Origin of the sequence: Micromonospora sp. WMMD712 (genome assembly GCF_029581295.1) — a bacterium.
GTDB lineage: Bacteria > Actinomycetota > Actinomycetes > Mycobacteriales > Micromonosporaceae > Micromonospora > Micromonospora carbonacea.
In genome coordinates, this window is record NZ_CP120743.1 from 1,660,646 (window position 1) to 1,685,115 (window position 24,470).

The 24,470-nt window shown below is 68.1% G+C and carries 20 protein-coding genes and 1 pseudogene; 5 read left to right on the forward strand and 16 right to left on the reverse strand.

Translation table 11 applies throughout. The features are described 5' to 3' along the window. Nucleotides 1–67: 67 nt before the first annotated feature. Complete coding sequence (locus O7633_RS06755) at nucleotides 68–484, reverse strand: transposase (RefSeq protein ID WP_282326821.1); 417 nt, start codon at nucleotides 482–484, stop codon at nucleotides 68–70. Between the two features lie 259 nt (nucleotides 485–743). Between O7633_RS06755 and O7633_RS06760 the strand changes: the two genes are divergently transcribed. From O7633_RS06760 to O7633_RS06770, 3 genes are all read left to right on the forward strand, one after another. Beyond that, the gene (locus O7633_RS06760; RefSeq protein WP_282326824.1) at nucleotides 744–1,613 is read left to right on the forward strand and encodes a serine/threonine-protein kinase; all 870 of its coding nucleotides are present in this window, start codon (nucleotides 744–746) and stop codon (nucleotides 1,611–1,613) included. A gap of 93 nt (nucleotides 1,614–1,706) precedes the next feature. Beyond that, complete coding sequence (locus tag O7633_RS06765; RefSeq protein WP_282326826.1) at nucleotides 1,707–2,237, forward strand: hypothetical protein; 531 nt, start codon at nucleotides 1,707–1,709, stop codon at nucleotides 2,235–2,237. Between the two features lie 31 nt (nucleotides 2,238–2,268). Beyond that, nucleotides 2,269–3,474 (forward strand): DUF4238 domain-containing protein, encoded by a 1,206-nt coding sequence (locus O7633_RS06770; protein WP_282326828.1) that lies wholly within the window; start codon nucleotides 2,269–2,271, stop codon nucleotides 3,472–3,474. A gap of 30 nt (nucleotides 3,475–3,504) precedes the next feature. Here O7633_RS06770 and O7633_RS06775 read toward each other — a convergent pair whose 3' ends face one another. Next, a complete protein-coding gene (locus tag O7633_RS06775; protein WP_278136133.1) occupies nucleotides 3,505–4,146 on the reverse strand; it encodes a hypothetical protein in 642 nt (213 codons plus the stop codon). A 433-nt stretch (nucleotides 4,147–4,579) separates the two neighbouring features. Between O7633_RS06775 and O7633_RS06780 the strand changes: the two genes are divergently transcribed. Continuing rightward, nucleotides 4,580–4,708: a hypothetical protein gene (locus tag O7633_RS06780; RefSeq protein WP_278136134.1), complete on the forward strand. Its 129-nt coding sequence runs from the start codon at nucleotides 4,580–4,582 to the stop codon at nucleotides 4,706–4,708. A 94-nt stretch (nucleotides 4,709–4,802) separates the two neighbouring features. Here O7633_RS06780 and O7633_RS06785 read toward each other — a convergent pair whose 3' ends face one another. The 10 genes and pseudogenes from O7633_RS06785 to fxlM all read right to left on the reverse strand — a co-directional run bounded on the left by O7633_RS06785 (nucleotide 4,803) and on the right by fxlM (nucleotide 17,772). After that, nucleotides 4,803–6,842, reverse strand: coding sequence for a TOPRIM nucleotidyl transferase/hydrolase domain-containing protein (locus O7633_RS06785; RefSeq protein WP_278136135.1), 2,040 nt, complete (start codon nucleotides 6,840–6,842; stop codon nucleotides 4,803–4,805). 575 nt (nucleotides 6,843–7,417) lie between these two features. Beyond that, nucleotides 7,418–8,485 (reverse strand): hypothetical protein, encoded by a 1,068-nt coding sequence (locus O7633_RS06790; protein ID WP_278136136.1) that lies wholly within the window; start codon nucleotides 8,483–8,485, stop codon nucleotides 7,418–7,420. A gap of 1 nt (nucleotide 8,486) precedes the next feature. Further along, nucleotides 8,487–8,777 (reverse strand): annotated as a pseudogene (locus O7633_RS06795) (SDR family NAD(P)-dependent oxidoreductase); the annotation flags it as partial. Nucleotides 8,778–8,779: 2 nt separating this feature from the next. After that, nucleotides 8,780–9,769 carry a transcriptional regulator gene (locus O7633_RS06800; protein WP_278136137.1) on the reverse strand — a complete coding sequence of 330 codons (990 nt, stop codon included), beginning with the start codon at nucleotides 9,767–9,769 and terminating at the stop codon, nucleotides 8,780–8,782. Nucleotides 9,770–9,855: 86 nt separating this feature from the next. Continuing rightward, nucleotides 9,856–10,998: a hypothetical protein gene (locus O7633_RS06805; protein ID WP_282326831.1), complete on the reverse strand. Its 1,143-nt coding sequence runs from the start codon at nucleotides 10,996–10,998 to the stop codon at nucleotides 9,856–9,858. 2 nt (nucleotides 10,999–11,000) lie between these two features. Further along, complete coding sequence (locus tag O7633_RS06810) at nucleotides 11,001–11,963, reverse strand: thiopeptide-type bacteriocin biosynthesis protein (RefSeq protein WP_282326832.1); 963 nt, start codon at nucleotides 11,961–11,963, stop codon at nucleotides 11,001–11,003. Next, the gene (locus tag O7633_RS06815; RefSeq protein ID WP_282326834.1) at nucleotides 11,945–13,114 is read right to left on the reverse strand and encodes a lanthionine synthetase C family protein; all 1,170 of its coding nucleotides are present in this window, start codon (nucleotides 13,112–13,114) and stop codon (nucleotides 11,945–11,947) included. Before O7633_RS06815 ends, O7633_RS06810 begins: the two co-directional genes overlap by 19 nt. Then, entirely contained in the window at nucleotides 13,111–16,227 is a 3,117-nt protein-coding gene (locus O7633_RS06820; protein WP_282326837.1) for a lantibiotic dehydratase, read from the reverse strand. Before O7633_RS06820 ends, O7633_RS06815 begins: the two co-directional genes overlap by 4 nt. A gap of 83 nt (nucleotides 16,228–16,310) precedes the next feature. Continuing rightward, a complete protein-coding gene (locus tag O7633_RS06825; protein ID WP_228986292.1) occupies nucleotides 16,311–16,505 on the reverse strand; it encodes an FxLD family lanthipeptide in 195 nt (64 codons plus the stop codon). A gap of 46 nt (nucleotides 16,506–16,551) precedes the next feature. Continuing rightward, on the reverse strand, nucleotides 16,552–17,772 hold the full coding sequence (gene fxlM, locus O7633_RS06830) for a methyltransferase, FxLD system (RefSeq protein WP_282326843.1): 1,221 nt from the start codon (nucleotides 17,770–17,772) through the stop codon (nucleotides 16,552–16,554). Between the two features lie 370 nt (nucleotides 17,773–18,142). Here fxlM and O7633_RS06835 point away from each other — a divergent pair, with 370 nt between their 5' ends. Then, nucleotides 18,143–19,534 (forward strand): helix-turn-helix transcriptional regulator, encoded by a 1,392-nt coding sequence (locus O7633_RS06835; RefSeq protein WP_091286328.1) that lies wholly within the window; start codon nucleotides 18,143–18,145, stop codon nucleotides 19,532–19,534. Here the strand turns inward: O7633_RS06835 and O7633_RS06840 are convergent. The 4 genes from O7633_RS06840 to O7633_RS06855 all read right to left on the reverse strand — a co-directional run bounded on the left by O7633_RS06840 (nucleotide 19,510) and on the right by O7633_RS06855 (nucleotide 24,455). Continuing rightward, nucleotides 19,510–21,342, reverse strand: coding sequence for a prolyl oligopeptidase family serine peptidase (locus tag O7633_RS06840; protein WP_282326850.1), 1,833 nt, complete (start codon nucleotides 21,340–21,342; stop codon nucleotides 19,510–19,512). The genes O7633_RS06835 and O7633_RS06840 overlap by 25 nt on opposite strands. 578 nt (nucleotides 21,343–21,920) lie before the next feature. Next, on the reverse strand, nucleotides 21,921–22,445 hold the full coding sequence (locus tag O7633_RS06845) for a hypothetical protein (RefSeq protein WP_282326852.1): 525 nt from the start codon (nucleotides 22,443–22,445) through the stop codon (nucleotides 21,921–21,923). A gap of 204 nt (nucleotides 22,446–22,649) precedes the next feature. Continuing rightward, on the reverse strand, nucleotides 22,650–22,787 hold the full coding sequence (locus tag O7633_RS06850; protein WP_282326854.1) for a hypothetical protein: 138 nt from the start codon (nucleotides 22,785–22,787) through the stop codon (nucleotides 22,650–22,652). 720 nt (nucleotides 22,788–23,507) lie between these two features. Continuing rightward, the gene (locus O7633_RS06855) at nucleotides 23,508–24,455 is read right to left on the reverse strand and encodes a DMT family transporter (RefSeq protein WP_282326856.1); all 948 of its coding nucleotides are present in this window, start codon (nucleotides 24,453–24,455) and stop codon (nucleotides 23,508–23,510) included. Between the last annotated feature and the right edge of the window lie 15 nt (nucleotides 24,456–24,470).

Here is a 24,470-nt window from a genome sequence, read left to right on the forward strand (position 1 = left end):
GCGCCGATGTTCAGGACCCGTAGCAGGAGCGCGACCGCGAACTGGTCACGATGTTCATGGATGAACCTCATGACCGTCGCCGGGTCGGGTCGAGCTCCGCCGCGAAATACGCGCTCGCGGCCTTCAGGATCTCGTTCGCCCGCCGCAGCTCGGTGACTTCCCTACGCAGCCGGCGGTTCTCTTCCGCCATCTCGCTGGTCGGCCGGTCGTGACGCTCGTCGGCGTCAGCCTCGGCCTGACGGATCCAGTTCCGTAGTGCCTCGTGATGAACGCCGAGCTGCTCGGCCAGGCGCCGGATCACGGGCTTCGGATCCGACTCGCGGTACAAGCGCACAGCGCGCTGACACAGTTCGTCGGGGTACTTCCAAGACCACGAAGTTAGGGCTGGCGGGTCAGGGTGGCTCAGATCCCTGGTGGGTCCGGGAGCGGAATGGTGGCGCAGGTTGGTACCCTGCCGGGGGCAATTCCCAGAACCGCGCAGCACCAGCGGGTACGTTGGCTATGGAAGCCAGATCACCCACTGACCCTGGCACGTGACAGACGGTGACCGCACGGGAATCGCAAGATAGACCCCTTGCGAGTTGGTCGCGTATCGTCAGCGGCCCGGAGGCCCCGAATGCTCTGTCGTAGTGGCCTCAGGCTCGCTCTGGGGCCACTATTTGTCTAGCAGGACCCCGGACACGTCGGCTCCTGGCGCGTCACGCCACGAGCCGACCAGTATCGTTAGCCGCCGTGAAGGGTGCATGGCAGACATGATGAAGCGCCTCAGCTTGAAGCGAGAATGGATCATCGGCAACCCGATCGGGGATGCTGGCGGCTTTGGGCGAGTCTTCGAGGCAAGTTCGACCGACTACCCAGACGCGGTGGTGAAGCTCGTTCCACGAGACCCTGGGGCCGACCGAGAACTCCTCCTCGCCACAGACCTTGACGGTGTACCGAACGTAGTGCCGGTCATCGAAAGTGGCGAAACGGTAGACGATCTGGTTCTGGTCATGCCGCGTGCCGAGAAGTCGCTGCTTGCGCATCTCGAGGACCACGACGGCGGGCTCCCGGCGCATGAGGCCGTCTCCGTGCTCACAGACATCGCTTCTGCCCTGGCGAAGCTGGACGGCCGCGTGGTGCACCGAGACCTGAAGCCGGCGAACGTCCTCCTGCTCGACGGCCGCTGGTGCATCGCCGACTTCGGTATCTCCCGGTATGCGGATGCGACGACCGCGCCGGACACCCGGAAGTTCGCAAAGACTCCCCTCTACGCCGCTCCAGAGCAATGGCGCGGCGAGCGCGCCACCTCTGCAACAGACGTGTACGCGCTCGGCGTGCTGGCCTTCGAGTTGCTCACCGGACAGGTTCCTTTCGGTGGGCGTTACGAGCACGAACTTCGGGAGCAGCACCTGCATGCGGTTCCTCCGCAGCTTTCAGGCCATGCAGTGCCGCTTGCGTCCCTTGTCGAGGAGTGTTTGTTCAAGCCACAGGGGGCCCGGCCGACGCCAGCCAACGTCCTTGCACGGCTGCAAAAAGTCAGCGCGAATGTCAAAGGAAGCGGACTCGCCGCCCTCCACGAGGCAAACCGCCATGAGGTCGCACGACAGGGAGCATCTCACAGCGCGGCGTAAGCCGCTCGATCCGCTGCCGAGGAGCGAGCAGCATTGGCGGAAGTCGCCATCCGCTTGGTCACACGAATCGGCGCATCACTCCGAGAAGCTGTGATGGAAGCTGCACCGAGCGCCCGGCTGAAGGAATCCCACGATGGACGATGGACACTGGTCCTAAACAATGCGGAGCTCAAGTTTGCGCCGCCCGCTCAGACCTCCATCGATCCGTGGGGTGGATGGCAACCTCCGGCGTTTGATGTTATCGCTCACGGCGCTCTCGGGGTGACGATTCCGACCAATTCGCGAGGGTACGGCGGCCGTGGCCATGCGTTGTGGTACTGCGACGCGCAGGAAAGAGGCCGCTTCGGATGGTACGAGACGGCGTTCATGATCAGCCCGATGACGCCCAAGAGCACGAGCCTTGTCCCTTTTGCGGAGTTTCCCGGTGAAGCAGCAGCCAAGGCAGTCTGGAACGGAATGGCGGAGTATCAGGTCGCCTGGCCGTTCACTGCGATCACAGTTGACGATCTTCACGAGTTCATCGATCGATGGGCCGGATGGTTCGCCGCAGCGGCACAAGGCCAACTAGATCACCCCACGATAGTGCCGGAGCGTAGTCCCCAAGGAAGCTGGCGCCAGCACTAACGGCTGCCGGCTCTCGCGTATCCCATCCCAGATGCTGGGGAAGATCGGACAGGTGCAACCACAGCACATCAAGACCTTCGCCGTAATGCAATGCAATCACATGAACGGGGGTGGCGTGGCCAAACGCGTCCGCAGGCAGCACGTTGTGTCGCAGTTCTACCTGAAGGGCTTCGCGACCGACGCCCGGCAGATCCGGCGAACCACCCTGCCCGGCACCCACGAAGCAACACTCGCCACTGCCGATGCCACCGTCAACAAGGACTTCTACACCATCATCCTGCCAGACGGTACGAAATCCGACGCATTCGAACGCGCGTTCGCCGAGCTAGAAACCTCGGCGGCGGCAGCGTTTCAAGCCGCCAGCACCGGCACGTGGCCCCTTACGGGACAATTGCGACATGCCGTGGCGGCCTGGATAGCGCTCCAACACCTCCGAACTGAGGGCATCCGCTACAACCAGAATGCGCACAACGCGACGATGATCAGGCTGCTCGTGGGCGTGTCGGGCAAGGAAGCGCTGCGCCAGGTGATCCAGAAGGCAGAGCGTCGAGTCGTCACCGACGACGAGCTCGACTGGGAATGGCGTGACCTGACGAAACCGGGAGGCCCTGAGCTCATCCCGTCTGCCCACGAGCACTTGCAGCTGTTGATATCGCTGGTCGATCCCATGACGGCCTATTTGAACGACGCCCAGTGGAGCGTCATTCGATTCAAGCGCCGAGCCCTACTGACCTCGGACGAGCCGGTATCCCTGCTTGTACGGTCGGATTACCCAGCATGGCGAGGCGTCGGCATCGCCACGGCGGACGCCTTCCTCCTGCCCCTCAACCGCCACATGGCCATGCTTGCACGACCACGTGCCAGCATTCCGGCGCCATTGCGAGACATGCCCGACGCGACGGTCCCCGGCACCACGCAGCTCGCCAACACCGTGAACCAGGAGACGGCTCTCGGCGCCAGGCGCTACCTGTACCAGCACCCCGATGACGACCTGCTCAATGGCCTGCATCTGCCAGAACCACGCACGGATGGGCCTGACCCGACGGTCGGCGACGACTTCGTCCACGAGCAGGGCTTCTTTCACGGTGTCGATGAAGCCACGCTGGCTTCGCTGGCGCGGGCGACAGGACCCCGTGATCACGCACGCAGCTTTTCGATCAATGATCTACCCTGGCCGATTCCCGGCCGAAGAGTGCCTACGAGCAGGCCATCGTTGCATCCACAAGTCGCCCCATAACCAGAGCAGATTGACAACCAAGGCAGATACTCAAGGGCGGCTGCCCTGCGGGGGGAGAAGGCGTTCGGGACCGATCCATTGCTGCACGTCCTGGATCTCCACGAGCCGCGCGACGATGTCCTCGACCCCCTCGAAGGCCCCGCCAGCCCGAGCCGCGAACTCCACCACGTTGACGTAGACGACGTCCGGCCGAAACGCACGCTGCCGTGTTCGGTCACGGGTGGCGGTATAGCGCAGGCCCTGTCCATCTGGGTCCAGGTCATGCAGGGCACGGAGAACGTCGCGGTCAGCAGGCCGCAACGGCATCCGGAAGTCCGCAGCGAGCCGCCCCACGTGGCCGGCCAGTTCCCCGAGGCAATGGCTGCTTCCGGCGCGGCGCTCGGCCTCCACCAGCCAAACCGGTTCCGGCTCGGCAGGATCGAGTTCGAACCTCCAACTCTCGACCATCAGGCGGATGGCGGTCTTCAACATGAGCTCCAAGGCGTGCCGATAGTTGTACAGCACGGCGATAGCGAGCGTGTCGTCGGCCTGGTTCTTTCGCCAATAGGCAGTGAGGATTTCGCCGGCTTCCCGGAAGGCAGTCGCAAGATCCGCGTCATGCTCATCTGGGCCGCCGATTGCCGCCGTACCGCCCCACTCGGCGGGAGGAGTGGACGAGAAAAGTTCGGTCACAGTCGCATCGTGGCCGACGTTCTGAGCTGACACAACGCAGTTGCAGTAGCGTGCCGGGGCGCAGGCCAGCTGAGGACGGGACCCATAGCAACTACGCCCGCTCCGGATGTTGATCATCTCGGATAGGTTGCCCCTTCCCGCTCCGCGCGGGTCCGATCGCACCGCCCCGAGCACCTCGGGGGCAACACGCGGAGCGGCGTCGGTGGGTTCAGTCGCCCCATAGTTCTTCGATCGTGTCGCGGTCGTCTCAGCCTTGGCGCCGGCGACTGCCTTTTCTACCGACGCCATGCTGCCCGAACGGGCCGAAGGCTGGCCCCGAACGGTCATGTCAGTCGCCACCCAACTAGCGTCTGCGAGTCTTATGCTTGGGTGATGCCCTCTCAGCGATGGCGCAGGCCCACTCGCGGAGCTTCAGATCAGGACATGCTGGCAGGTGACCGAGCAGGCCGGACACGCCTCGGGCCGGACGCAACACAAAGGGTTGTTCTACCGGGCGAAGTGGGACGCCGGCATGGTGCGCGATGACGTGCGTCAGGTCGTCGAACCGCGCCGGTGGCCCTGACTTACTGCACCGAGGTCCGCACAACCTGGTCGGCGTGGCCGACGGGTTGAAAGCATAAGCCGCGCAACGATCGACGCCACAGTGCTAGCCCAGATCACGGCGTGACCATTCCGGAATTCCGCCCATCGGATTCGCCGGAGACCAGGCCGAGGTCATGTTGCAGAAGCTTCCATAACTCAACGACTCGGGCGGGGACCGCCGTGCGGTTGGCGAATCGATATCCTAGAAGAGGTTTGTCTTTCCGCCCCGCGCCCGAACTCAACTCCGCCCAGACGGGTGCGTCCACTGCCTGAAAGAAAACTTCGATTTCGCCGTACCCCTTGCGGTCGCCTGTGCCGAATTCTGTGGCGAGCGTCCGTACGCGATACGGTGCCCACCGATTCGCGGCCTCTACGAAGGATTCGTTAGTCGGGTCGACAGGGGCAGGTGCGGGGACGGGCAGCCTGGCTAGGGCTTTACCCGGGGTAAACGCTGGGCCGTCGGCAACGATGGCGTACGGGACCCCCAGGACCTCCATGAGCTGTGAGTATTTGACGAACCGTTCGTCGCCACCCACGCTCAGAAACACGACGTGCGACGACTCCGGCGTGGGCAGTCCCAGCTTGTCGACGCGGGCCAGCCAGGTCTCGAAGGCGTCGACCTCGGTAGGGCCCTCGACGAGCACCACACCTGTGGCGAACAAAAGTGCCCGTAGTTGGGAGTGCCGCAAAAGCTCTTTCAGATCGTCGAACTGACGCTGATCGAGCCGCGGTTGGTGAACCTTGGTGACTCTATGCTGGCGGGTCAGTCGCGTGATGATGGCGAGGTCGGACGCGCTATTGACCGGCACAAGATCGGCGCTATGCGTGATCATGATCGTCTGATTGTCACGTCGGCGCTCCAGCAGGACTTGCAACAGGCGGCGTTGCGCGACGGCGCTTACGTTGCTGGCCGGCTCGTCGAGCACAAGCGTGTGCTGATCACCAGTCAGGAGGACCGCCAACCATGCACTTTCTTCCACGCCAGCGCCGGCCAGGTGGAGCGGCAGGTCCACGTCCCAGTTGGTACCGGGGTCGATGTCGACCACAACGGGGGTGACGAGTAACTCGTGTGTCTCAGGGCCAGACGCCTGCTGACGTACGTCAAGCCGCTGGTCAGTAATCTCTTGGAACACGTCCTGCACGGCGCGAAAACGCGTTCGCTCCGCAGCGTCGCCGGTCTTGAGGCGAAGCAACTCAATGGCCAGGCCACTGCCGTCCTCCATGCTCTGCATGGTGTTGATCTTCGCAGGCTCGATGATCGTTTTCACGGGAACGCGTCGATTGTCGGTGACGACGAGCGCCGACGAGATCAGGTAGTCGAGGACCTGTGCGAAATGAATGCAGCCCTGAGATGTCTCGCGGAAGGCCGGGAACCGATCCATCAGCCGGCGCAGCGAAGGAAGTTCAGGATCGTTGGTGCTGCGGCGTGCGACCAGTTCGACCGAACCATCGGAATTGCCGAGATCGGCGAAAGCGAACGAGGCCAAGGCTTGCGTGTACGGCTCCTCCCAATTCGGTAGTGTCGCCTGGGTGGTGAGGTCGGGAACAGGACTGCCGTCCGCAGAAAGCAGGATTTCGTAGGGCCTTTTCCGCGAAGACACCCATCCGATCTCATCGGCGACCGAGCCGGATGTAAGGACATGTCCCTGCCCTAGATCGACGTGGGCAACCGGATCTTCGGTCTGCCAGCACACGATCCAAGGTTGACTTCGCCGGTCGTCACGGCGAATGATCAGTTGACCCTGTGCGAGCAACTCGCCCGCCCGAAGGCTATCAGGGAATAGGCCGTCAAGCCGAGCCAAGGTCTGCGCATTCTGAATTTGGAAGGATGTGAGGAAGGCTCCTCGAGCCCAGTCCTCAATAACCGAAACTTCTTCTTCCCGATCGAAAGTGAGTTTCACCCGCGCCTCGAACCGAGAGCTTCCGTACCGGCCAGCAAGAGACCACTCCCGCTCCAATGTGGCGAAGTCGCCGGAAGCAGCCGCTCGTACGGCCGCCCCAGCAAGCCGCACCACACGCCCCAGATTCGTCTTGCCGCTGCCGTTCGGACCGACGACCACCGACAACCCGTCCGCCACCTCGAGACTTAGCTCAGCGAACGAGAGGAGGTCCACAGCCGCAATGTGAGACAAACGCATGACATCCAGCAAACCATTAGCTCGCTCACTATCCGCAACGCCTCGCCGGGGCTGCAGATATCGAAAGGCTGACTTGGTCGATTATGCACAAATAGCGGCTTATCTTCTGATTGAGAAGGCCAGGTGAGGGCCTAGACCACTGTGGAGCAGTCGGCCTGGGCCGTGGGGCAGGATCAGGCCGCTGCAGACGGCATCAAGGTCACAGCTGTAGGTCGCAAGCAAACACGGCCAGCGGTGCGAGGGCAGCGACGTCGAGACGGTCGCCGCGACAGGCCGGTCCTCATACCGCGAACGCGCATGTGTTCGAACAGCCGCTTTATGTCGTAATCGCGGTCGCGCAGGTTCCAGCAGGTAAGAGGTTGACCGCGTGGTAGCGGGCCGGCTGCGGTCGCCGGCGGGGGCCGCGTTGTCGTGCAGGCGGCCCGGGACCACGATCTGTCGTGCCCGGTCGTCGCCGCCACGATTCTCGCGCATGCCGCTGTCGTGCTGGCCGATCAGCCGCCGCCTGTCGACGTATTGGGCGTCGGTGAAATCCGCCGGGACCGGCCTGCTCACATGTCGGTGCGCTGATCGATCGCTGCTTCGTAGAAGGCGTCCGCGAGCGCCATGATGACAGCGTTGATGTTTGGGCCATCGCTGAAGAAGTAGTCGGCCATGGTGTTGTGGGCCTCCTGGTTGTCGACGACCGCCTCGGTAACCGCCGCTTGGAAGTCCTGCGACTCCATAAACTGCCGCTTCGAGTTCACCCGGGCCTGATTGACCAGGCCCGGGTAGGCGAGCAGCCGCTGCACCAGTCCCTGCACGAACTCGCGGACCTGGGACGCGGAGAACGACTCGGCCCCGAAGAGGTCATTCATCTTGTCGATGACCACCTGTAGAGCGACGTACTTGGGCTCCTTCCGGGTGCCGGTGCCGGCAGCGCCGATGCCCTTGAGCTGCCCGTCACCGGTCAGCGAGATGTCGACCGCGGTCGCCTTGGTGTGCTTGACCCCGACTAGGACCACGTCGGAAAGATCAACCTCCGCAGCCCAGGATGCCTCTGCGATGAGCTTCTCCAGGAGCCGCAGGAAGATCGACAGCATCTCCATGTACGGGTCGCCGTAGTCGACGATCTGGCTCATGAAGTCGTAGAGCCGGACGTAGGTGGAGACGTCCTTGCGGAACAGCTCGAGGGTGTTGAGGGTGACCTTGTCGTCGGCCTCGATCGCCGCCGCGTAGCGGCGGGCGAAGTCGTTCTTGGCCGGGCTCATCGCTGCCGAGAGGGCGTTGTTGCCCTTGCGGGTGACCCATAGTTCGGCGACCTCGCGGACCTGCTCTGGCGTGTAGATCCCGGCCTGGGCAAGCTTGTTGGCCAGGTGGACGACGATGTACGGGTCGGTCTCGGTCTCCAGCGTGGCGTTGGTGAAGTACGGCTCGAACGCCGCCCGGATGTCCTCGGGCTTGTTCACGAAGTCGATGACGAACGTCTTGCGCTTCTGCTCCCCGCCGGCAGTGCGGTGGGTGCGGTTGAGCCGGGACAGCGTCTGCACGGCGGTGACCCCGGAGAGCTTCTTGTCGACGTACATCGCCGAGAGCAACGGCTGGTCGAACCCCGTCTGGAACTTGTTGGCAACCAACATGGCCGCGATCGATTGCAATGCCAGCGTTGTTCACTAGCACATCCAGCCGGCCGTGTCGCTTTGCGGTGTCGGCGAAGGCACGCGCCACGCTGGCCGGGTCGTTGACGTCGAGTTGGTGGCCGCTGACGGATAACCCCGCCTTCGCCAGGTCGGACACCACACGGTCGACGGAATACTCGTTTCGGCCAGCGAGCACCACGTGCAAGCCTTGCTCGGCCAGCTTGCGGGCGATGGCTGCGCCGAGCCCACGGTTGGCGCCGGTCACCACAGCTACCTTGGTGCCATCAACCATGATCAGGCCCCCAGGGTGACGAGCTGGTCGTCGAGTGCGCGAGCGCGCGGGTCGGTCTTGGTGAACGGGAGCCGTTGTCGTGCTCGAACGACGCGACGCAGGTTCCGTTCCGATGGCGCCTCACGGATCAGCGGTATCGCCTCCGCGACGAGCGACGCGGCGTGGTCGGCCTCTCCGAGTTGTGTCTGCGTCGACGCGCGGCGTATCACGTACGTGGCCCGGTCGCGGACCTTGGTGGCTGGGACCACCCGCAGCGCATGACTGAGGTACGCGTCGGCTTCTTTCGTTCGCCCCAGATCCAGGTAGCAGGTTCCGACCTGGGCGTTGAACTCGGATTCGTCGAAGTATCCGAGGAAGGCGGGCTCTGTATCGGTCGACGTTACGCGATCAAACTCGGCGTCGGCTTGTTTGAGAAGGCGTTCGCATGCCGTGCTGTCGCCGATCGCTGCGTGAGCCCTGGCCTCCCGTAGCGCCAGCATCGCGGCGGCGCGTGGGGTCACCCCTTTAGCGCCCTCGTGGGCGCTTCGCGCCAGCTCCAGCGCCTCTCGGGGGCGGCCGAAGTCGTAGCACTGCAGGCTCATCGATTTGAGGATGTTGGCTCCCAGCAGTTGGTCGGCGGCGGCGTGTGCGGCGTGTAGTGCGGCGAGCCAGTAGTGCTGCGCCGCTGCGTGCAGGCCAGCGTCGAACGATGCCCAGCCGGCCATCCGGCCGAGTTCTGCCGCCAAGGCGTACAGTCGCTGACCTATCACAGCCGTGTAGGCGGATCGGTCGAGGACGTCCACCACCATGCCGAGTTCGGCGTGGATGAGGGTCCGGGCTTGGTCACCGCCTCGGGTCGCCTCCAGGAAGCGTAGTCGCGGAACGCCCTCTTCCATCCGTTCGACCAGGTCGGCGGTGACCTGGCCGCCTCGTAGGACGGCGACGAGCTCCTGGGGTTCGATGGTCAGCCACCCTTCGGCGATGCCAGCCAGGGGCACACCCGCAATCTTCATCTTACCGACGCAGGTTCGCGTCGGTCTCGTCCCACACCGGCGCGTCCAAATCGGCCAGCGCGGAGGGGCGTAGCGCGGCATCTGCCTCAAGCTCTACCCAGCCCCGCTGCCGGCGCAGCCGCTGCTGGTGCCGCGAGCGCCTGCACTGCCATATCTGCTGCGGTGGTGAGGTGGCGTACCGCTTCCTCCGGTAGTTCACCGAGCCCGAGGCCCGCCGTGGTGGCGATGCGGCGCAGGGCCGCGTGCTGGTCGGCGGTGATGCCTTGCAGGGGTTCGCGGAAGCCGAGGATGTCGTGGGCGGCGTAACCGTCGGCGGTGTCGATGGCCTGTCGCGCGGTGTGGTGCAGAAGTCGGGTCGCCAGTTCGGGCTGGGTCGCGTTGGCCAGGATGGCGCCCGCGAGTCCGAGCCGCGCACGGTAGGACGCGTAGTTCGGTGCCGTGATGGGAAGGGCGAGCCGCTCCGTCAGCACGGTGAGGTGCTGGGGCTTGGCGGGGCGGGCCGGCGTTGCACACATGAGGCTGAGGCAGGCGGCGACCTGTTGCTCCCACGGTTGGGTGAGCGCGCTTTCCGTAAGGACCCTACGGCCGTACTCGGGGTCGCCCTGAAGGCACGCTGCGATGATGACGGCCTGCCGGCCCTCCATCAGGTGAGCACCGATGCCGTTGTGACTTCGCGCGTGCTCGGCTGCCTCGTCCCATCGTCCGTCCAAGGCCAGCACGCGCGTGCCTTCGCCGATGAGTTGAAGCCAGACCCACTGGCGGAGCATGCGTCGTTCGGCGCGATCACCGACGAGGTTGGCGGTGGGCAGGGTGCGGTCGCCGACAACCAGGTCGATATTTCTGGTGACCGCTTCGTGCATGGCCTCCATGAGTCGCAGCGCCGGCGCGCCTTGTTCTGCGCGGATCTGCAGGCGGGCCAGGTTGAGGACGGGTTCGAGCATGTAACGGGCTTCCAGGACGGTGAGAGGACGCGCTAGTCGAAGGTAGGCGTCGATGTGTTGCCAGCAGATTCGTCGGGCGAGGTCCGGCAGTCCGGCGTCGCTGGCGATGAGGGCGGCCTTGTTGAGTGCGTGCGCCGCGCCGGCCATGCCGTGTCCGGGTTTCCGTAGCGCGGCGTTCGCCGCGTCCGTGATCTCCTTCATGCGTAGGGGCAGGGCTGGGCAGTCGGGGCGGGGGCGGCCGAGGAGCGGGAAGCGGCGCGCTGTGGTGGCGACGGTGTCGTGGTGCACGATCAGCTCCTGGGCAGGATGGCGGTGGTCGCCGCTCGGGCGAGGATGCCCTGCGCGTGGGCGGGCAGGGCGAGCCGGTTCCAGTGGAAGATCACGATCTGGGCGAGGATCGCCCGGATGCCCCGGTCGAGGCGTCCGCTGGCGGCAGCCAGGCCGAGTTTGCGGCCAGCGTCCGCGAATGCTGTTTCCCAGTCGCAGGCGTCGGTGAGCGGTCCGTCGGGGGCGAACAGTGCCGTGCGGGCCTCGTCCGGAAGCGCGAGCAGGGGTCGCATCCGCGCGGCGAGGTCCGCGACGCGTGACGACTCGGTGGCCGCAGGTGCGGGACGCGTCTGGGCTACCCGGTCGAAGACGTCTGCGGCTTCGAACCAGTCCAGGCCGGCGTGGTGCTGGAGCGTCCGCAGCAGCAGTAGCGACAGTTCGCGACGGCCGATCGGTGGTGGGTCGTGCCCGGCGTAGGCGAGGACGCCGCGACTGTCAGCGCAGAACAGTTCGTGCACGATCGCGGTGGCGGACAGCCCGCCGAACGCGGCCGTCTCGGGCTCGTAGATGCCTGGTTCCCAGCCCGCGATCACTCCTACAGCGGCGAGGTCGTCGAGGAGCGCACCGGCTGCGTCGTGGTCGGTCGTGCGGATCCTGATCCGCCAGCTCGGGTGTTTGCGTAGGAACCACCAGGATGCTCGGTTATCACCGAGCCGGTCGAGCTGTGGGCCGATCCGTGTCCGGAAGACGGCCTCGGCGGTGGCCCAGTCGATTGGCCGGATGCGCGCCTGGAACCAGGCGTTGTCGTGGCGGATCTCCAGGGCGGCGATGCCCCCGGCCCGGTACGTCTGGACGGCGGTGTCGAGTTCGTCCGGGGCGATACCGGCGGCTGCGGCTGTCGTCTCCAGCGCGGCCCCGGCGAGGACGGCTTCGACGAGGGCGACGACCGCGGCGGGCGCTCCGGTGGTCAGACGATCAGCAGACATGTGTCCCACCTGGTCCGGGGTGGCGCGGCGGCGCGGGCGGTCTCCATCGCGAGGAGGTGGCCGGTGCGACCGGTCAGGAAGCCGTCGCCCGGGTCGGGTTCGTGGCGGGTGAGGCGTTCGGTGAGGGCGGGCAGCCGTGCGGCGATGTCCGGGGTCTTCGCGTCGGCGGCGGCCCGGAGCACGGTGTGGTGGAGGCCGGCCAGACCGTGGCAGACCCCGGGTTCGGTGAGCCGGTCGAGTTGCTGGTCGTTCAGGCAGGCCGCGAGTACGGCCTCGGCGTCGGCCTGCCGGGCGGCATGGTTCGTGGCGATGGCGGCGAGTTGGAGGGCGCGGGCGATCCCGGGCGCGCCGTAGCACCACGAGGGCCTGCCCGGTCCGGCCTGGGTGGGACGGCCGGTACGGAGTTGGTCGCGGGTGAGCCACTGGGGCCACCACGATCCCTGGGCGACGTCGTCCTGCCGCCAGCGGTCGAACCAGGCGCACAGGCGCTCGATCGCCTCCGTCTGGCCGCGAACCTGGTGGCCCGCCCTGTCGGCGAGGGCGAGCAGGGAGAGCAGGCCGGCTGCGCCGTGGGCCATCCCGAGGTTGGCGTGGCCTCCGGGGGTGGGCAGGGTCGGGTCGGGGTCGTGGTCGACCCACCAGCCGGGTAGTCGCTGTCCGTCGTGGGTGCGGGGTCGGGTCAGTCGCGTGATGTACGTCAGGAGATCGCCGAGTTCGTCGGCGTCGGGCAGGTGGCGGAGCAGCAGGGCTCCGGTGCCGACGAGGCCGTAGAAGATGTCGTACTCGGCGAACGTGCCGGGCTGGCCACGTCGGAGGCGGTCGTCCGCTGCGGTCAGCCGCTGGCGGACGAGCCGCCGCACATGGTGGTTGAGGCTCTGACGCGCGGCGGCGTAACGGTCGCGGCCGTCGGCGGTCGCCGCGTTGAGCAGGAAGAGGACGGCGGGTGCGCCGTGGTACAGGCCGGTGTGCCTTCCGGCGTCGATGGGGCTGCTCGTGGCTCGGGTGACGAGGTGGTGTGCGGTGGTCCAGTCCCCCGCACCGTTCAGGGCACGTTCGATGGCCAGGAGCGCGGGGCCGACGGCGCCGGTCGCGAGGGACTGTCGGCCCGCTCCGTTCGCGTCGGTGCCGGTGGGCCCGGCGGTGACCGTCATCGCGGACCTGCCTGTGCCAGGCAGCGCATCGCGGCTGCTCGCGCGGCGTGATTGGTCCTGCGCTCGAAGTCGGGATCGACGCCGACCGCGCGCATGTGGTGCTCGTGCAGCAGGGTCCGCAGCACGCTCCCGGGGTCGCGCTGTGGCAGCAGGCAGTCGTGGTACGCACGCACCGCGAGATCGCGGATCTGCCAGGTGTCCGCGACGGCGGCCCCGCCGGGCAGGGCTCGCAGGCTCTGATGGTCGCCGGCGGGGTCGGCCAGGCGACGGGCCAGGTCGGTGAGCGTGCGCTCGGCTGGTTCGGTGGCTTCGCGGAGGCAGGCCAGCAGCGCCCGATAGCCCGGGTGGGGGCGCGAGGCGAAGGCTGCGGCGAGTCGCGCCATCGATGCGGCGGCGAGCGCCTGCGCCGGGACGCCGGCCAGGTCGGCGGTGCGAAGTTGCGCGATGGCGGCGGCGGTGTCGGCGGCGAAGACCTTCTCGGCGGCGAGGAGGGCGGGGCCATGGCCGTAGCGGGCGGGATGCTGGTGATAGGCGGCGAGGACGAGTTCGGCGGGCAGACTCTGAGCCGCCAATCCGTCGGCGAACTCCGCCAGGATCGCGGCGGCGGGGCCGTACGCGCCTGGTTCGCTGAACCGGAGGAACAGGGACAGGTGCTGGTCGGCCTCGACACGGATGGTGTCGCGGTGCCGCCTGAACCACCAGCGTCGCAGACCGAGGCCGATGAGGTTGTCGGCCAGCTTCGGTAGGTGCGTGGTGAGCAACTGGTCGGTGCGGGCCGGGTTGCCGACCAGCCGGGCGTGGACGATGGCGGACGCTCCGGGCCGGAAGGTGTCGCCGGGTGGGGCCGTGACCGGCGGCGTGCGCTTCGGGACCGTGGTCAGGGTCATCGAGGTGAGGAACTCCGCAGGCCGGCCTGCGGTCCATCCGTAACCGTCGGGCGGGGCGTCTTCTCGTAGCTCGAGCCGACCGGCACGGGTCAGCCGGGCCCGCAGGAGGGCACGGTCGAGCGGCCGGCTGAGGTCGAGGGGCAGGCGCAGCTCGCCGTGGCAGGCCACCACCCGGTCCGGTACGCGCCGCTGCTGCCGCCAGGCGGCGAGGGATGATTCCCACCGGCCCGCGGCCCGCTCGTCGCCTCGCGGGTCAACGGAGGCGAGATCGGTTTCGGCGAGCAGCCAGCGCGCCGGGCTCAGGATAATGCGGCCGTACCGGATACGGGGAAGGTAGGGCAGGTTGCGCGCGGCTGCGCCGTGGTCGAGCGGACCGAAGACGACGCTGCGGGCGTCGGCGACCTCGGCGAGGAACCGCGCCAGGGGCGGGGTCTGCACGGTGGTGTCCAGGGCATGCGGGATGTGCGGGACGACGCGCCGACCGGTCGGCCGGTGGACGAGGTACATCTGCTCGGCGTCGGCGGTGACGGCGAGGTCGTCCACGGTGACCGTCGGGCTGTCGGGATGCTCGGACAGGGACAGCACGTCGGGCAGGAGCGTGCCGACGCGGGTGACGTTCTGGTTGTGCGTGCGGCGGGGTGGGAACGACAGTTGGACTGGGAGCGCCGGGTCCGCGTCAGAGGCGTGGTGGGCGTAGGACGCGGCGATCTGCGCCTGTTCGGCGGTGTCGAGAAGGTAGGCGAACCGCCCGACCATGCTGGTCGGCGTTCTGGGGGCGGCCGTGACCCGCAACTCGTAGTCCCCACGGTCCACCTTCTCGGCGCTGCCCGCGTACACGGCGAAGCCCAGTTCGAGCCGGCAGGGCGGGACTGCGGTGGCGTGGTGACCTACGGTGAGCGCGTCGACGTCGACATCGGTGAGGCGGATCTCGTCGGTGCCGTCGAGGGTCGCCTTCTGGATGAGCGCGGCCAGGCGTACATCACGCTCGGTCAGCACCCGCCAGGCCGGGCGTGCTCGGGGTGCGCCGAGAAAGCCGGTGGGATAGCCGAGGCCGGAATCTGCGACCAGGTCGCGGACCGGCACCAGAGCCCCGGGGCCGTACCGGTCACGGAACCGGGCGTGGTAGTCCAGCCAGGCGACGGATCCGAACGGTTGGGTGGTCAGGCGGAGCAGCAGCTCGGCGGCGAGTGCCACCTCGTCGAGCACCCGGGACGGAATGCTGATCGTGGCGTCGAGCCGCAGGTCGACGGCGAGCTGGTGCTCGGCGTCGGGTGCCAGTGTCGCCATGACCCCGATCGCTGCGGCCCGGATCCCCGCCGCCTCGCGGGGATCTGCCAACGCGTTGTGTCGCGCGATCAGCTCACCGGTCGCCTTGAGCCGGTCGAGGATCGGTGACACCGCGCTCAACTCGGCGGCCCCTGCGGCATCCAGCACGTCGATGACATGGGCCAGGCCGTCCGTGGCGGTCATGGGCGGGCGGAGGCTGGTGATGAGGAAGCCGCCGCCCACGAGGCCGTGCAGCATCGCCCCGATCGTTGCGGGAGCGGCGTGGGGCATCTCGTCCGCGATCCGCGCGGCGAGCTGAGGAAAGTGGATCGGCCGCGCCGCGTGGGCAAGGGCCAGTCGTACGGCCCGGTTGTTCGTGGTGGAGGTTTCGCGGGGTGGTCCAGGCGAGCGCTGGCCCGGCAGCGGCCGGGCGGCGACGATGACGCGGCCGTCGCGCACGAACCTTGCGCTGTCGGCGACCACGGTCAGCCGTCGTTGGAGATCGGGGTGGGACTCGAGGCTGTCGACGACGTGCGTCAGCCATTCACCGTCGACCCGTGCCGCAGCGCGGTGCCTGTCCCCGATCGTTGCCGCCGCCGGGCCGACGGTCGCTGTGGTGACGGCGGCGAACAGTCCGAACGGCGTCGTTCGGCGTTGCCATCGCAGCAGATAGGAGGCGGTGGCGAGGACCGCGCGGCGGACGGCGGCGGCTGTCGCTTCGGCGGCCCTGGGGGTGAGGAGTTGGCTGACGCGTGCGGCGAGGCCGGGGCTGGCCATCGAGATGGCGTCCCGGACGTCGGGGCGTGTCCACCGGTTGGCCAGCCAGGCGAGGCCCTCACGCGCGGGCGCTGCCGGGCCGATGAGGTCGGCTGACGGTCCGGGGCCGAGGTCGCCGGGATCGGTGCTGGCCCGGACCAGTACCGGGCCAGTTGGCTGGTACCTGGTGTGCTCGGGCGGCATGGGGTGCCTCCTGGCGGGCGGGGGGGTGGGGAGAGGGGCGCCGGAGCCCGCAAAGCGCGGGCTCCGGCGGTAGGTGGGCGCGGTCAGGCAGGGTCGTACGACGAGGTGTTGCACGCGCTGGTGCTGCAGGTGCTTCCGCAGCCGTCGCTGGTGCTGCACGCCATGACGACCAGCGGCGTCGTGGCCTCGATGACCCGCAGGTCGAGCGCGAAGTCGTCGTCGGTGACGACGTCGGCGTCGGCGGTGGGGGCGTCGAGGACCGCAGTCGGCGGGGCCATCGACATCACTCTCCTCAGATGGAAGGGTTGGGTGGTGCCACCTGGTCTAGGGCCAGGAGATCGTGACGACGCCGTGCGTCTTGTCCATGACGGGGGCGTCGGCGGGGATGAGCGAGGGGTCGCTGCCGACGGGCCAGTAGTGGAAGGTCGGTTCGGTGTGGCGTCCGTCGCGATCCCAGGCCTGGATCTGCTCGACCATGGCGGCAGCGGCTCGTTGTCCGTCCGGGCCGTAGGCGCGTGCGCCGAACTCCGCCCCCTCGCCATCGGCAGCCGGGCGCACAGCCAGGTAGGCGAAGCCCGCCCCGGAGACGACGCCGAAGGGGAACCAGCGGCGCTCAGCGGCCAGGTCGGTTCCCTCGTCCGGGGCGATCCGGCAGAAGCCGGGCAGGAACCACGCGAACCACAGGTGCAGGTCGGCGAACGAGACGCCGTTGTCGATCGTCACGCCCGACCAGCGCTCGGCGCGCTCCGCCGCCAGGACGCCGTCGAGCCGGCTGATCTCACGGGGGGCACCGGAGTCGAACGAGAGCCGGACGTTACGCCCGTTGCCGTCGGGCAGGAGGAACACCCGGTCGGGGTGCCGACCGTCGCCCTGCATCGGCACGAAACCGGCGACCTCCGCGGACGTACTGGAAAGGTGGTCGGACGCCCGGCGGAACCCGATCGTCCTCGTGACCCCGTTCATGATCAGCGGCAGGACGAGCACGCCGGGGTCCCGCAGTTGGTCGAGCAGGGCCGGGGGGATGTCCCAGGCGCCCACCGTGACGATGACGGCGTCGAAGGGACCCTCGCCCGGCACACCGTGCTCGGCGTCGGCGACCAGGACCCGGACCCGGTCGCCGTAGCCGTTCTGTTCCAGCAGCGTCGTCGCGCGGGCGGTGACCTCCGGGTCGATGTCGACGCTGACGACCCGTCCCTGTGGACCGACGATCTCGGCGAGGTACGCGGCGTTCAGGCCACCCGAGCCGACCTCCAGCACCGTCATGCCGGACCGCACCTCGGCCTGTTCGAGCATCCGCGCCTGGATGTAGGCGGCGGACACCGAGGAGATCGCCACGCCGTGCTCGTCGCGTTTGGTGACCACCGAGTTGTCGACCCCGTAGGCAACGGTGAGATCGGTGCCGTCGGGCATGAACCGCTCACGTGGCACCCGGCGGAACGCCGCCTCCACCGCTGCGGTGGCGATCTTGCCTCGGCCGCGCAGCTCGTCCACCAGCACGGCGCGCAGGTCGGCCGCCCGGTCGGCACCGTCATGCGTGTCAGCCACCTGGATCACTCGGTACTTCCTTCTTCTCGGGTGCCGGGCACCTTCCGTCGTGGTGCACCGGCGTCGCGGACCGGACCGCCGGCTGCACCGGGCCGGAGAACCCGGGTGCGTCGTCGGTCGCTCCTCACACTCTGGCCCGGACAGGCGGCCGGGTGAACGCACGCCATGCGGACGAACCACGTGTCCGCATACCCGGATACGGGCACGGCGGCGCGACGCGGGACCGCCATGCGCGTGAGCCCGGCGAGCCACGCGCGGCCGAACCCACGTATGGCGCATGCTGGTGTGCGGCGGCGAACGACGATGCCGGCGGGCGTACGGGTCTACGCTGCTCGATACCGTTCGGTGGAATCCTGAGGAGGGCGGCGTCATGGCCCAGGCCCCGAGGACGCTCCAGCCGTCCGCGTCGGAGCGTCACTTCTTCGGTGCCGAGCTGCGGCGCCTACGGGAACAGGCGAATCTCTCCCAGGCGCGGCTGGGAGCGAAGATCCGCTTTAGCGCCGATCTGGTCCGGCGGGTGGAGACAGCGGACCGGTTCCCGTCCCGCCAGTTCGTCGAGGCCTGCGACACGGCACTGGCCGCAGGCGGAGCTCTACTGCGGCTACTGCCGTTACTCGAGACGAAACGGGGCCTCGAACGAAACATAAGGCCTGCCTCCTCACCTGCCGGTCCGGTCAGTCCGGTGATCCCGCCGCAGGCGGCTCCGCCCGGGTCCACCGAGCCCGGTGACCTGGTCAGGCGGGTTCCCTTACAACCGGGAGTACTTGACCGGGCCGCACTGGACTGGCTGAACGCCGACCGTGGCCCCAGCTGCCCCACGCCGGGTCGACCGGTCGCCGCGAGCCGCGTCTCGGAGGACGATCTCGCATCGGCGGAGACCGCGCTCACCGTGTTCCGGCAGTTGGATCACACCCACGGTGCCGGCCGGGTCCACGCCCAGGTGCAGCGGTACATCGAAAATGAGCTCAACCGGCTGCTCGCGGCCACGCCCGCGTCCGAGTCGATCGGTAGACGCCTGCACACGCTCGCGGCGGGCTTCTTCGAGCTCTGCGGCTACCAGGCTGTGGACACGGGCGCGCACGGACTGGCCCAGCGTCGTTACCTGCGCGCCCTACGGCTGTCGCAGGCAGCAGACGACCGGAGCTACGGCGGGTATCTGCTCGCCGTCAACATCGGCCACCTGGCGCTCCACTGCAATCATCCCGAGGCCGGGCTTCGGATGGCCGTCACCGCGCTCACGGGGTGCGAGGAACAGGCGACCCCGGCGCTACGCGCCGCACTGCATGCCGTGGTGGCCCGCGCGCACGCCCGCCTCGGGCATGAAGCCGACTCGGTAGCCCATCTCTCCGTCGCGGAGAAGCAGCTCGCCCGTAGCCAGCCGGAGGACGAACCGGAGTGGATCCGTTACTTCACCCCGGCCTACCTCGCCGACGAGCTGGCCCACTGCTTTCACGACCTCGGCCGGCCGCAGCAGACACAGCATCATCTGGGCGACGCGCTCACCTCGCTGAGTCCCTCGCACGTCCGCCGGCTCGCCATCGACACCGCGCTTCTGGCCTCGTCCCTGGCCGCCGCCGGGCGTATCGACGAAGCGTGTGCGACCGGGCGGGAGGCCGTCGATCACGCGGCCAGGACGGCCTCGCACCGGTGCGTGCAGCGCATCGTCGATGTCCAGGTCGATCTCGATCCCTACCGCGGCGAGCCGGAGGTCCGCGAGTTCGGCGACTACGTGCGGCATCAGCTGCCAGCGGCAGCGGTGTAGCACCCCGGATCCCCGCCGGCCTCGCCCATCCACGACCGGTAGTGGGCCAGTTCAGCCTCCAGTGCCGCCCCGGCATGGCCGGAGGTTGCCACGTAGTGACCGACGCCGTCGAGTAACAGCAGCTCGTGTGGCAGTCCGAGGCGGGTCAACTGCGCCGCGAGGTCGCGCGCGTCGTCGACGGTGGCAACGGCGTCGACGGTGCCGTGGACGAGCAGCACCGGCCGGCGGATCGCGTCGGCGTGGACCCGGCCCGCGCCGCCCCGCAGGCGCAGGGCATGGGCGCGCTGGAATCTGGGCACGGTGGTCGCCCACCGGTCGGGATCCACGATCGCCGAGATGGCCGTGGCTGCGGCGAACGGCCCGTCCTGCGTCGCCGCGTGGAGGGCCGTGTACCCGCCGGCGCTCGCACCGCGGATGAAGACCTCACCCGGCACCGCTCGCCCCGTTACCAGCAGGTGCTCGGCCACTGCCCGGCAGTCGTTGACGTCATCGACACCCCACCGGCCGTACAGCGACTCGCGGAACGCCCGCCCGTAGCCGGTGCTGCCGAGGTAGTCGACATCCACGACGGCGAACCCACGGCTGGTGAAGAACTGCGCCTGCCAGTCCAGGCGCAGCAGGCAGGAGGCGGTCGGGCCGGGGTGCGCACGGACGATCACGGGCGCCCGCCACCCCGGCCCCGCGCCTGTCGGCGGATACACCAGGGCCAGCACCTCACGGTCGTCCGCGACCCGCACCCGCAGCTCCGTCGGCGTCGAGACCGCGCGTCCGGCAAGGCGGGTGTGTTCCGACCGGGCCAGCACCTCCAGGCGGGGACCGTCAGTAGTCAGGTGCGCCAACGCGACCTGCGGCGCCGCCGTGGGTGACGAGGCGATCAGCGCGACTGCCGTCCCGTGCGCCGCCACGTAGGGCTTGATCGACGTGTACGGAAGCTCGACCGACGTCGCAGTGCCGGACGGGTCGACGAGGAGCAGGCGGTGTCGCGGCCCCTGCTGCACCGCCATCACGATCCGTCCGTCGTCGAGGAAGTCATACGACGCGTAGCCCAGTTCCCAGGGCTCCGCCACGCACTCACCCTCGACGGGGGCTACGGCCTGGACCTCCTGTCCGTTCCACCGGAAGAGGTTCCACCAGCCACTGCGGTCCGACATGAAATAGAGCGCGCCGTCAGGGCCCCACCGTGGCTCCACCGCCGACTCGTCTGCCCCGCCCGCGACCCGCACGGGATCCCCGATGCCTCCGCCAGGCTCGTAGGACGCCACCCGCAGCTCGCAGGCATCCCACGGCATGTCCCGCTCGCTCCACCACGACCACGCCAGCAAGGCCGGCCCTGGTCGCGGCGCGCCGAAGAAGCCCGCCGACTCGGCGAGGACCCTCAACTGCGGCGGCCCCGTGAGCGCCACCGCCACCAGCTCGTCGCCCTGCTCGGACTCCCGCACGGCCAGCAGCTCGCCCGCACCGACGACCAAGTCTCCCATCTCCCCTGGACTGATCAGTTCCAGCTCGTCACCTCCGCGGCGATGCCGATACAGGCCGCCCTCGCCGACACACCACAGGTCGCCGTTGACGACGGCAAAGAAGCCACCGCCGTACGCGTGCACCGCGCTGCCGATGTGGAAGTTCGCGGGACCCGCGTCCCGCGTTCCTTCGCCGGGATGCCACCGCGTCAGGGTTGCGGCTCCGCCAGCATCGGGTCGCGTCTCCAACCAATAGAGCGAACCGTCGAAGATTCGAAGCTGGTCATAACTGACGGATGCCCGCACCGCGTCCGTCGCCGAAATGGGAGCATCGGCGGCCTCCGCCCTCACGCGTGCCTCCTCGCGCAGCCCGGCGTCAAACAGGCAGGACGGCAGACGAATAGCCCTCTCGGATGCCACACTCGGCACGCCGGCAGCCGGGCTGCGGACGGGCCCGGCCTCGGGGACTCACGGGGGTGGGCAGCCACAACGCCGACTCTACGCCCGCCGACACGCACGCCCTGCGGAGTCTCGCCTCCGTGCTCCAGCAACCTTCCTGCCCAACGCCGCGGCTGGGCGGAAGCTACAGCTGACCCAGAGGGGATGAGGCCCCGAAACGTGGCCGCATACAGGTAGTGCAGATGTGAAGATCGCGCCGATAGCGATCTTTCACCGCTTCGGCAAGGAAAGGTCTGCTATAGATCGCAACACAAGGTCTTGCGGTCGGCATGACGGGTGGTTTGGCGGCCCAGATCCCACCCGCTGACGATGGTGGACATGACACGGCGTGCCCACCGGCGGCCCATTGATCGATCGCCTCCACCACGTTCCAACGTCCGTCCCCTCCCGGGCACGGCGTAGCGGCGACGGTTTTGTGGGACGACGAGCGATGACCCCCACCTCCCCGATCGCCGACACTCAGGCGGGCGTTACCGGCCCCGGACGGTCATCTCCCGGACCGGCGACTCGGCCGTGACACTCTCGCAGACGCCCAACAGTTCGGGATGGTTCCGCAGCTTCACGTATCCCTGCGGCGGGTGGAACTCACCCAGCTCCACCTTGAGCTCAGCAATCGAAACACCCGGATACTCCGACACACGCTCGATCGGAATAGCGAAGGCCTGCTCCAGATCCCGGACGTACTCCAGCACCGACGCGCCATTGCCGACACGGGTCTGTTCCGCGATCGCCGCGATCCCCTGCGGTGTGTCGACGATGGCCGGAGCAAGATCGATGACCGGCCCGAGGCGGGCAACCGGAGCGTTCAGGTACACGTACCAGCGCACCGGCCGGCCGCTGAGGAACCGCCTCCGAAACTCATGGGTCTTCTCACCCGCCCAGATCAGGTCGTAGTACACCGCGTGCAGCGACATCAACACCGGCTCACGACTGTCGGCCAGGGAGTCGCAATCACCAAAGGGGCGCGGCTGTTCGGAGGCAGGGAACAAATTCATCGTTTACCGATCCATACTGCGGTCCATGGTGGCAGAGGTGTGGTTCCGCTGGCCCTTCCACTTCCCAGCACCGGCAGGACCCCGCCCGATCCCGTATCGACTTGACCCACGCAGGAGAAGGTGATCATAGCGGCCCAACTATCGCCCCAGGCCCGAACATCTGCCCCAACCGCAAGCCTGCCAGTGCCCTGCGCCAGCAGAGATTTACGGAGCAGCCGGGCCGCTGCGGTGCGCGGCGAGCACGGAGCTGACGACGATCGCGCCGAGCCCGAGGACCACGGCGACGCTGATCTTCCTGCGGAGGAAGGCCACGCCGAAGGCGACGGGGACGGCAGGTGACATCTGGAACGCCAGTGCCCGCCGAGTGGTGCGACGACTCAGACTCCAAGGCACAGGCACTTCACGGGCACAGCGTGAACCACCTATGCCATCCGTTCCGGCCTTGCCCCTTGGGCGGGGAGTAAAGCAGACAGGGCCATTGGCTGACCGGCGAACACCACCATCCCGTTCAGGGTGACGGCCGGATGCCGTGATCACATAGATGTTCACCTGGACCAAGCCGGCAATGCTACGCGGAATGGTGCGAGCGAGACCTTGCAGGTCTCCAAGAAGAGCGCCCAGCCCCATGGCATCTGCGGAGTCCGACGTGCGGGAGGCGTGAGCGGGCGTCGGACCCGCAGTCGTGGTCACTGGTTCGGGTCGTATGAGCACGCCCGGGAGAGCCGCTACCGCAGTGTTCGTCACCACACAGAGCCCAGCCACGAGGGCACCCATCACAGCACCGGCCACTGTGATGCGAGCAGCGCCGCGGACACCCTTCGCCTGGATCTCCGCACTCGTCACGATGGCTTGAGCGTTGATCTGGGCAGCCCGCACCTCTGGCTCGATACTGCGCTTCTTGCTTCGCCGACTCATTCTATCCCTCCCGACCTGAAAGGATCCCATGAGCCGACAGCGGTGGCCGCCATCTCGCCACGCGTGTCTGGCGTCCCGCCGCCACAATCTTGGGCGGCCGACGGTGGATGCCGGCGGATCCGGATAGTGCGTGATCTGGCTGCCGGACTACCCAGCGTCGCCGGGTTCGGAGTCGGATTCATGGACGGTGTTGCCGTGTTCAGCATCCCTCTCCTTGGTCCGCTGAAGAGTCGGCTCGCTACGGTACGCGGCGAGCACGGAGCCGACGACGATCGCGCCGAGCCCGAGGATCGCGGCGACGCTGATCTGCTCGCGGAGGAAGATCACACCGAAGGCGACGGCGAAGGCTGGTGACAGGTAGAACGCCAGTGCCGCGCGGGCGGGGCCGACGCGGGTGATGAGTGCGTAGAACAGAGCGAGCGTCGCGCCGGTGCAGACAATCCCGAGGACGAGCAGGGCAGCTGTCGCGTCCACGCCGGGCAGCCGAATGGGGGCTGTGACGGAGGCGGGTACGACCACGGCTGCGGTGGTGACGAGCATGGCGGAGGTGGCGACGCCGAGGGGCGGAGCCTCGGCGTACCGGCGGTGGATCATCATGGCACCGGCGGCGTAGCACAGCGCGGCGGCGAGGATGAGCATGCCGCCGAGCAGCGCCGTCCGGCCTCCGCGCAGATCGACGCCGAAGAGCATGACCAGCCCGGCCAGGCCGAGGACTATCCCGGTCAGGCCCCGCCAGCCCTGCGGGCGTTCGTCGGGTGCGAATCGGAGGGCGAGGAGCGCGACGAACAGTGGTTGTGCGCCGACAAGGATGCCGGCGACGCTGGCTGAGACGTACTGCTGCCCGTAGGTGAGCAGCAGCAGCGGGGCGGTGGACTGCACCAGCACCGTCTCGATGATCGCCAGGGGGTTGCTCCAGACGGGGCGGAGTGCGTCCCGGCGCACCGCGAGAGGAAGCAACAGCAGCGCGGCGAGCAGCACCCGTCCGAGGACGACGAGCGCTGGCGGGAAATCGCGCAGAGCGACGGTGATGAGCGGGTACACCGCGCCCCAGAGGGCCGACAGAACGACGAGGTCGATCCAGGAGCGGCGGGTCACAGCGGGTCGTGGCAG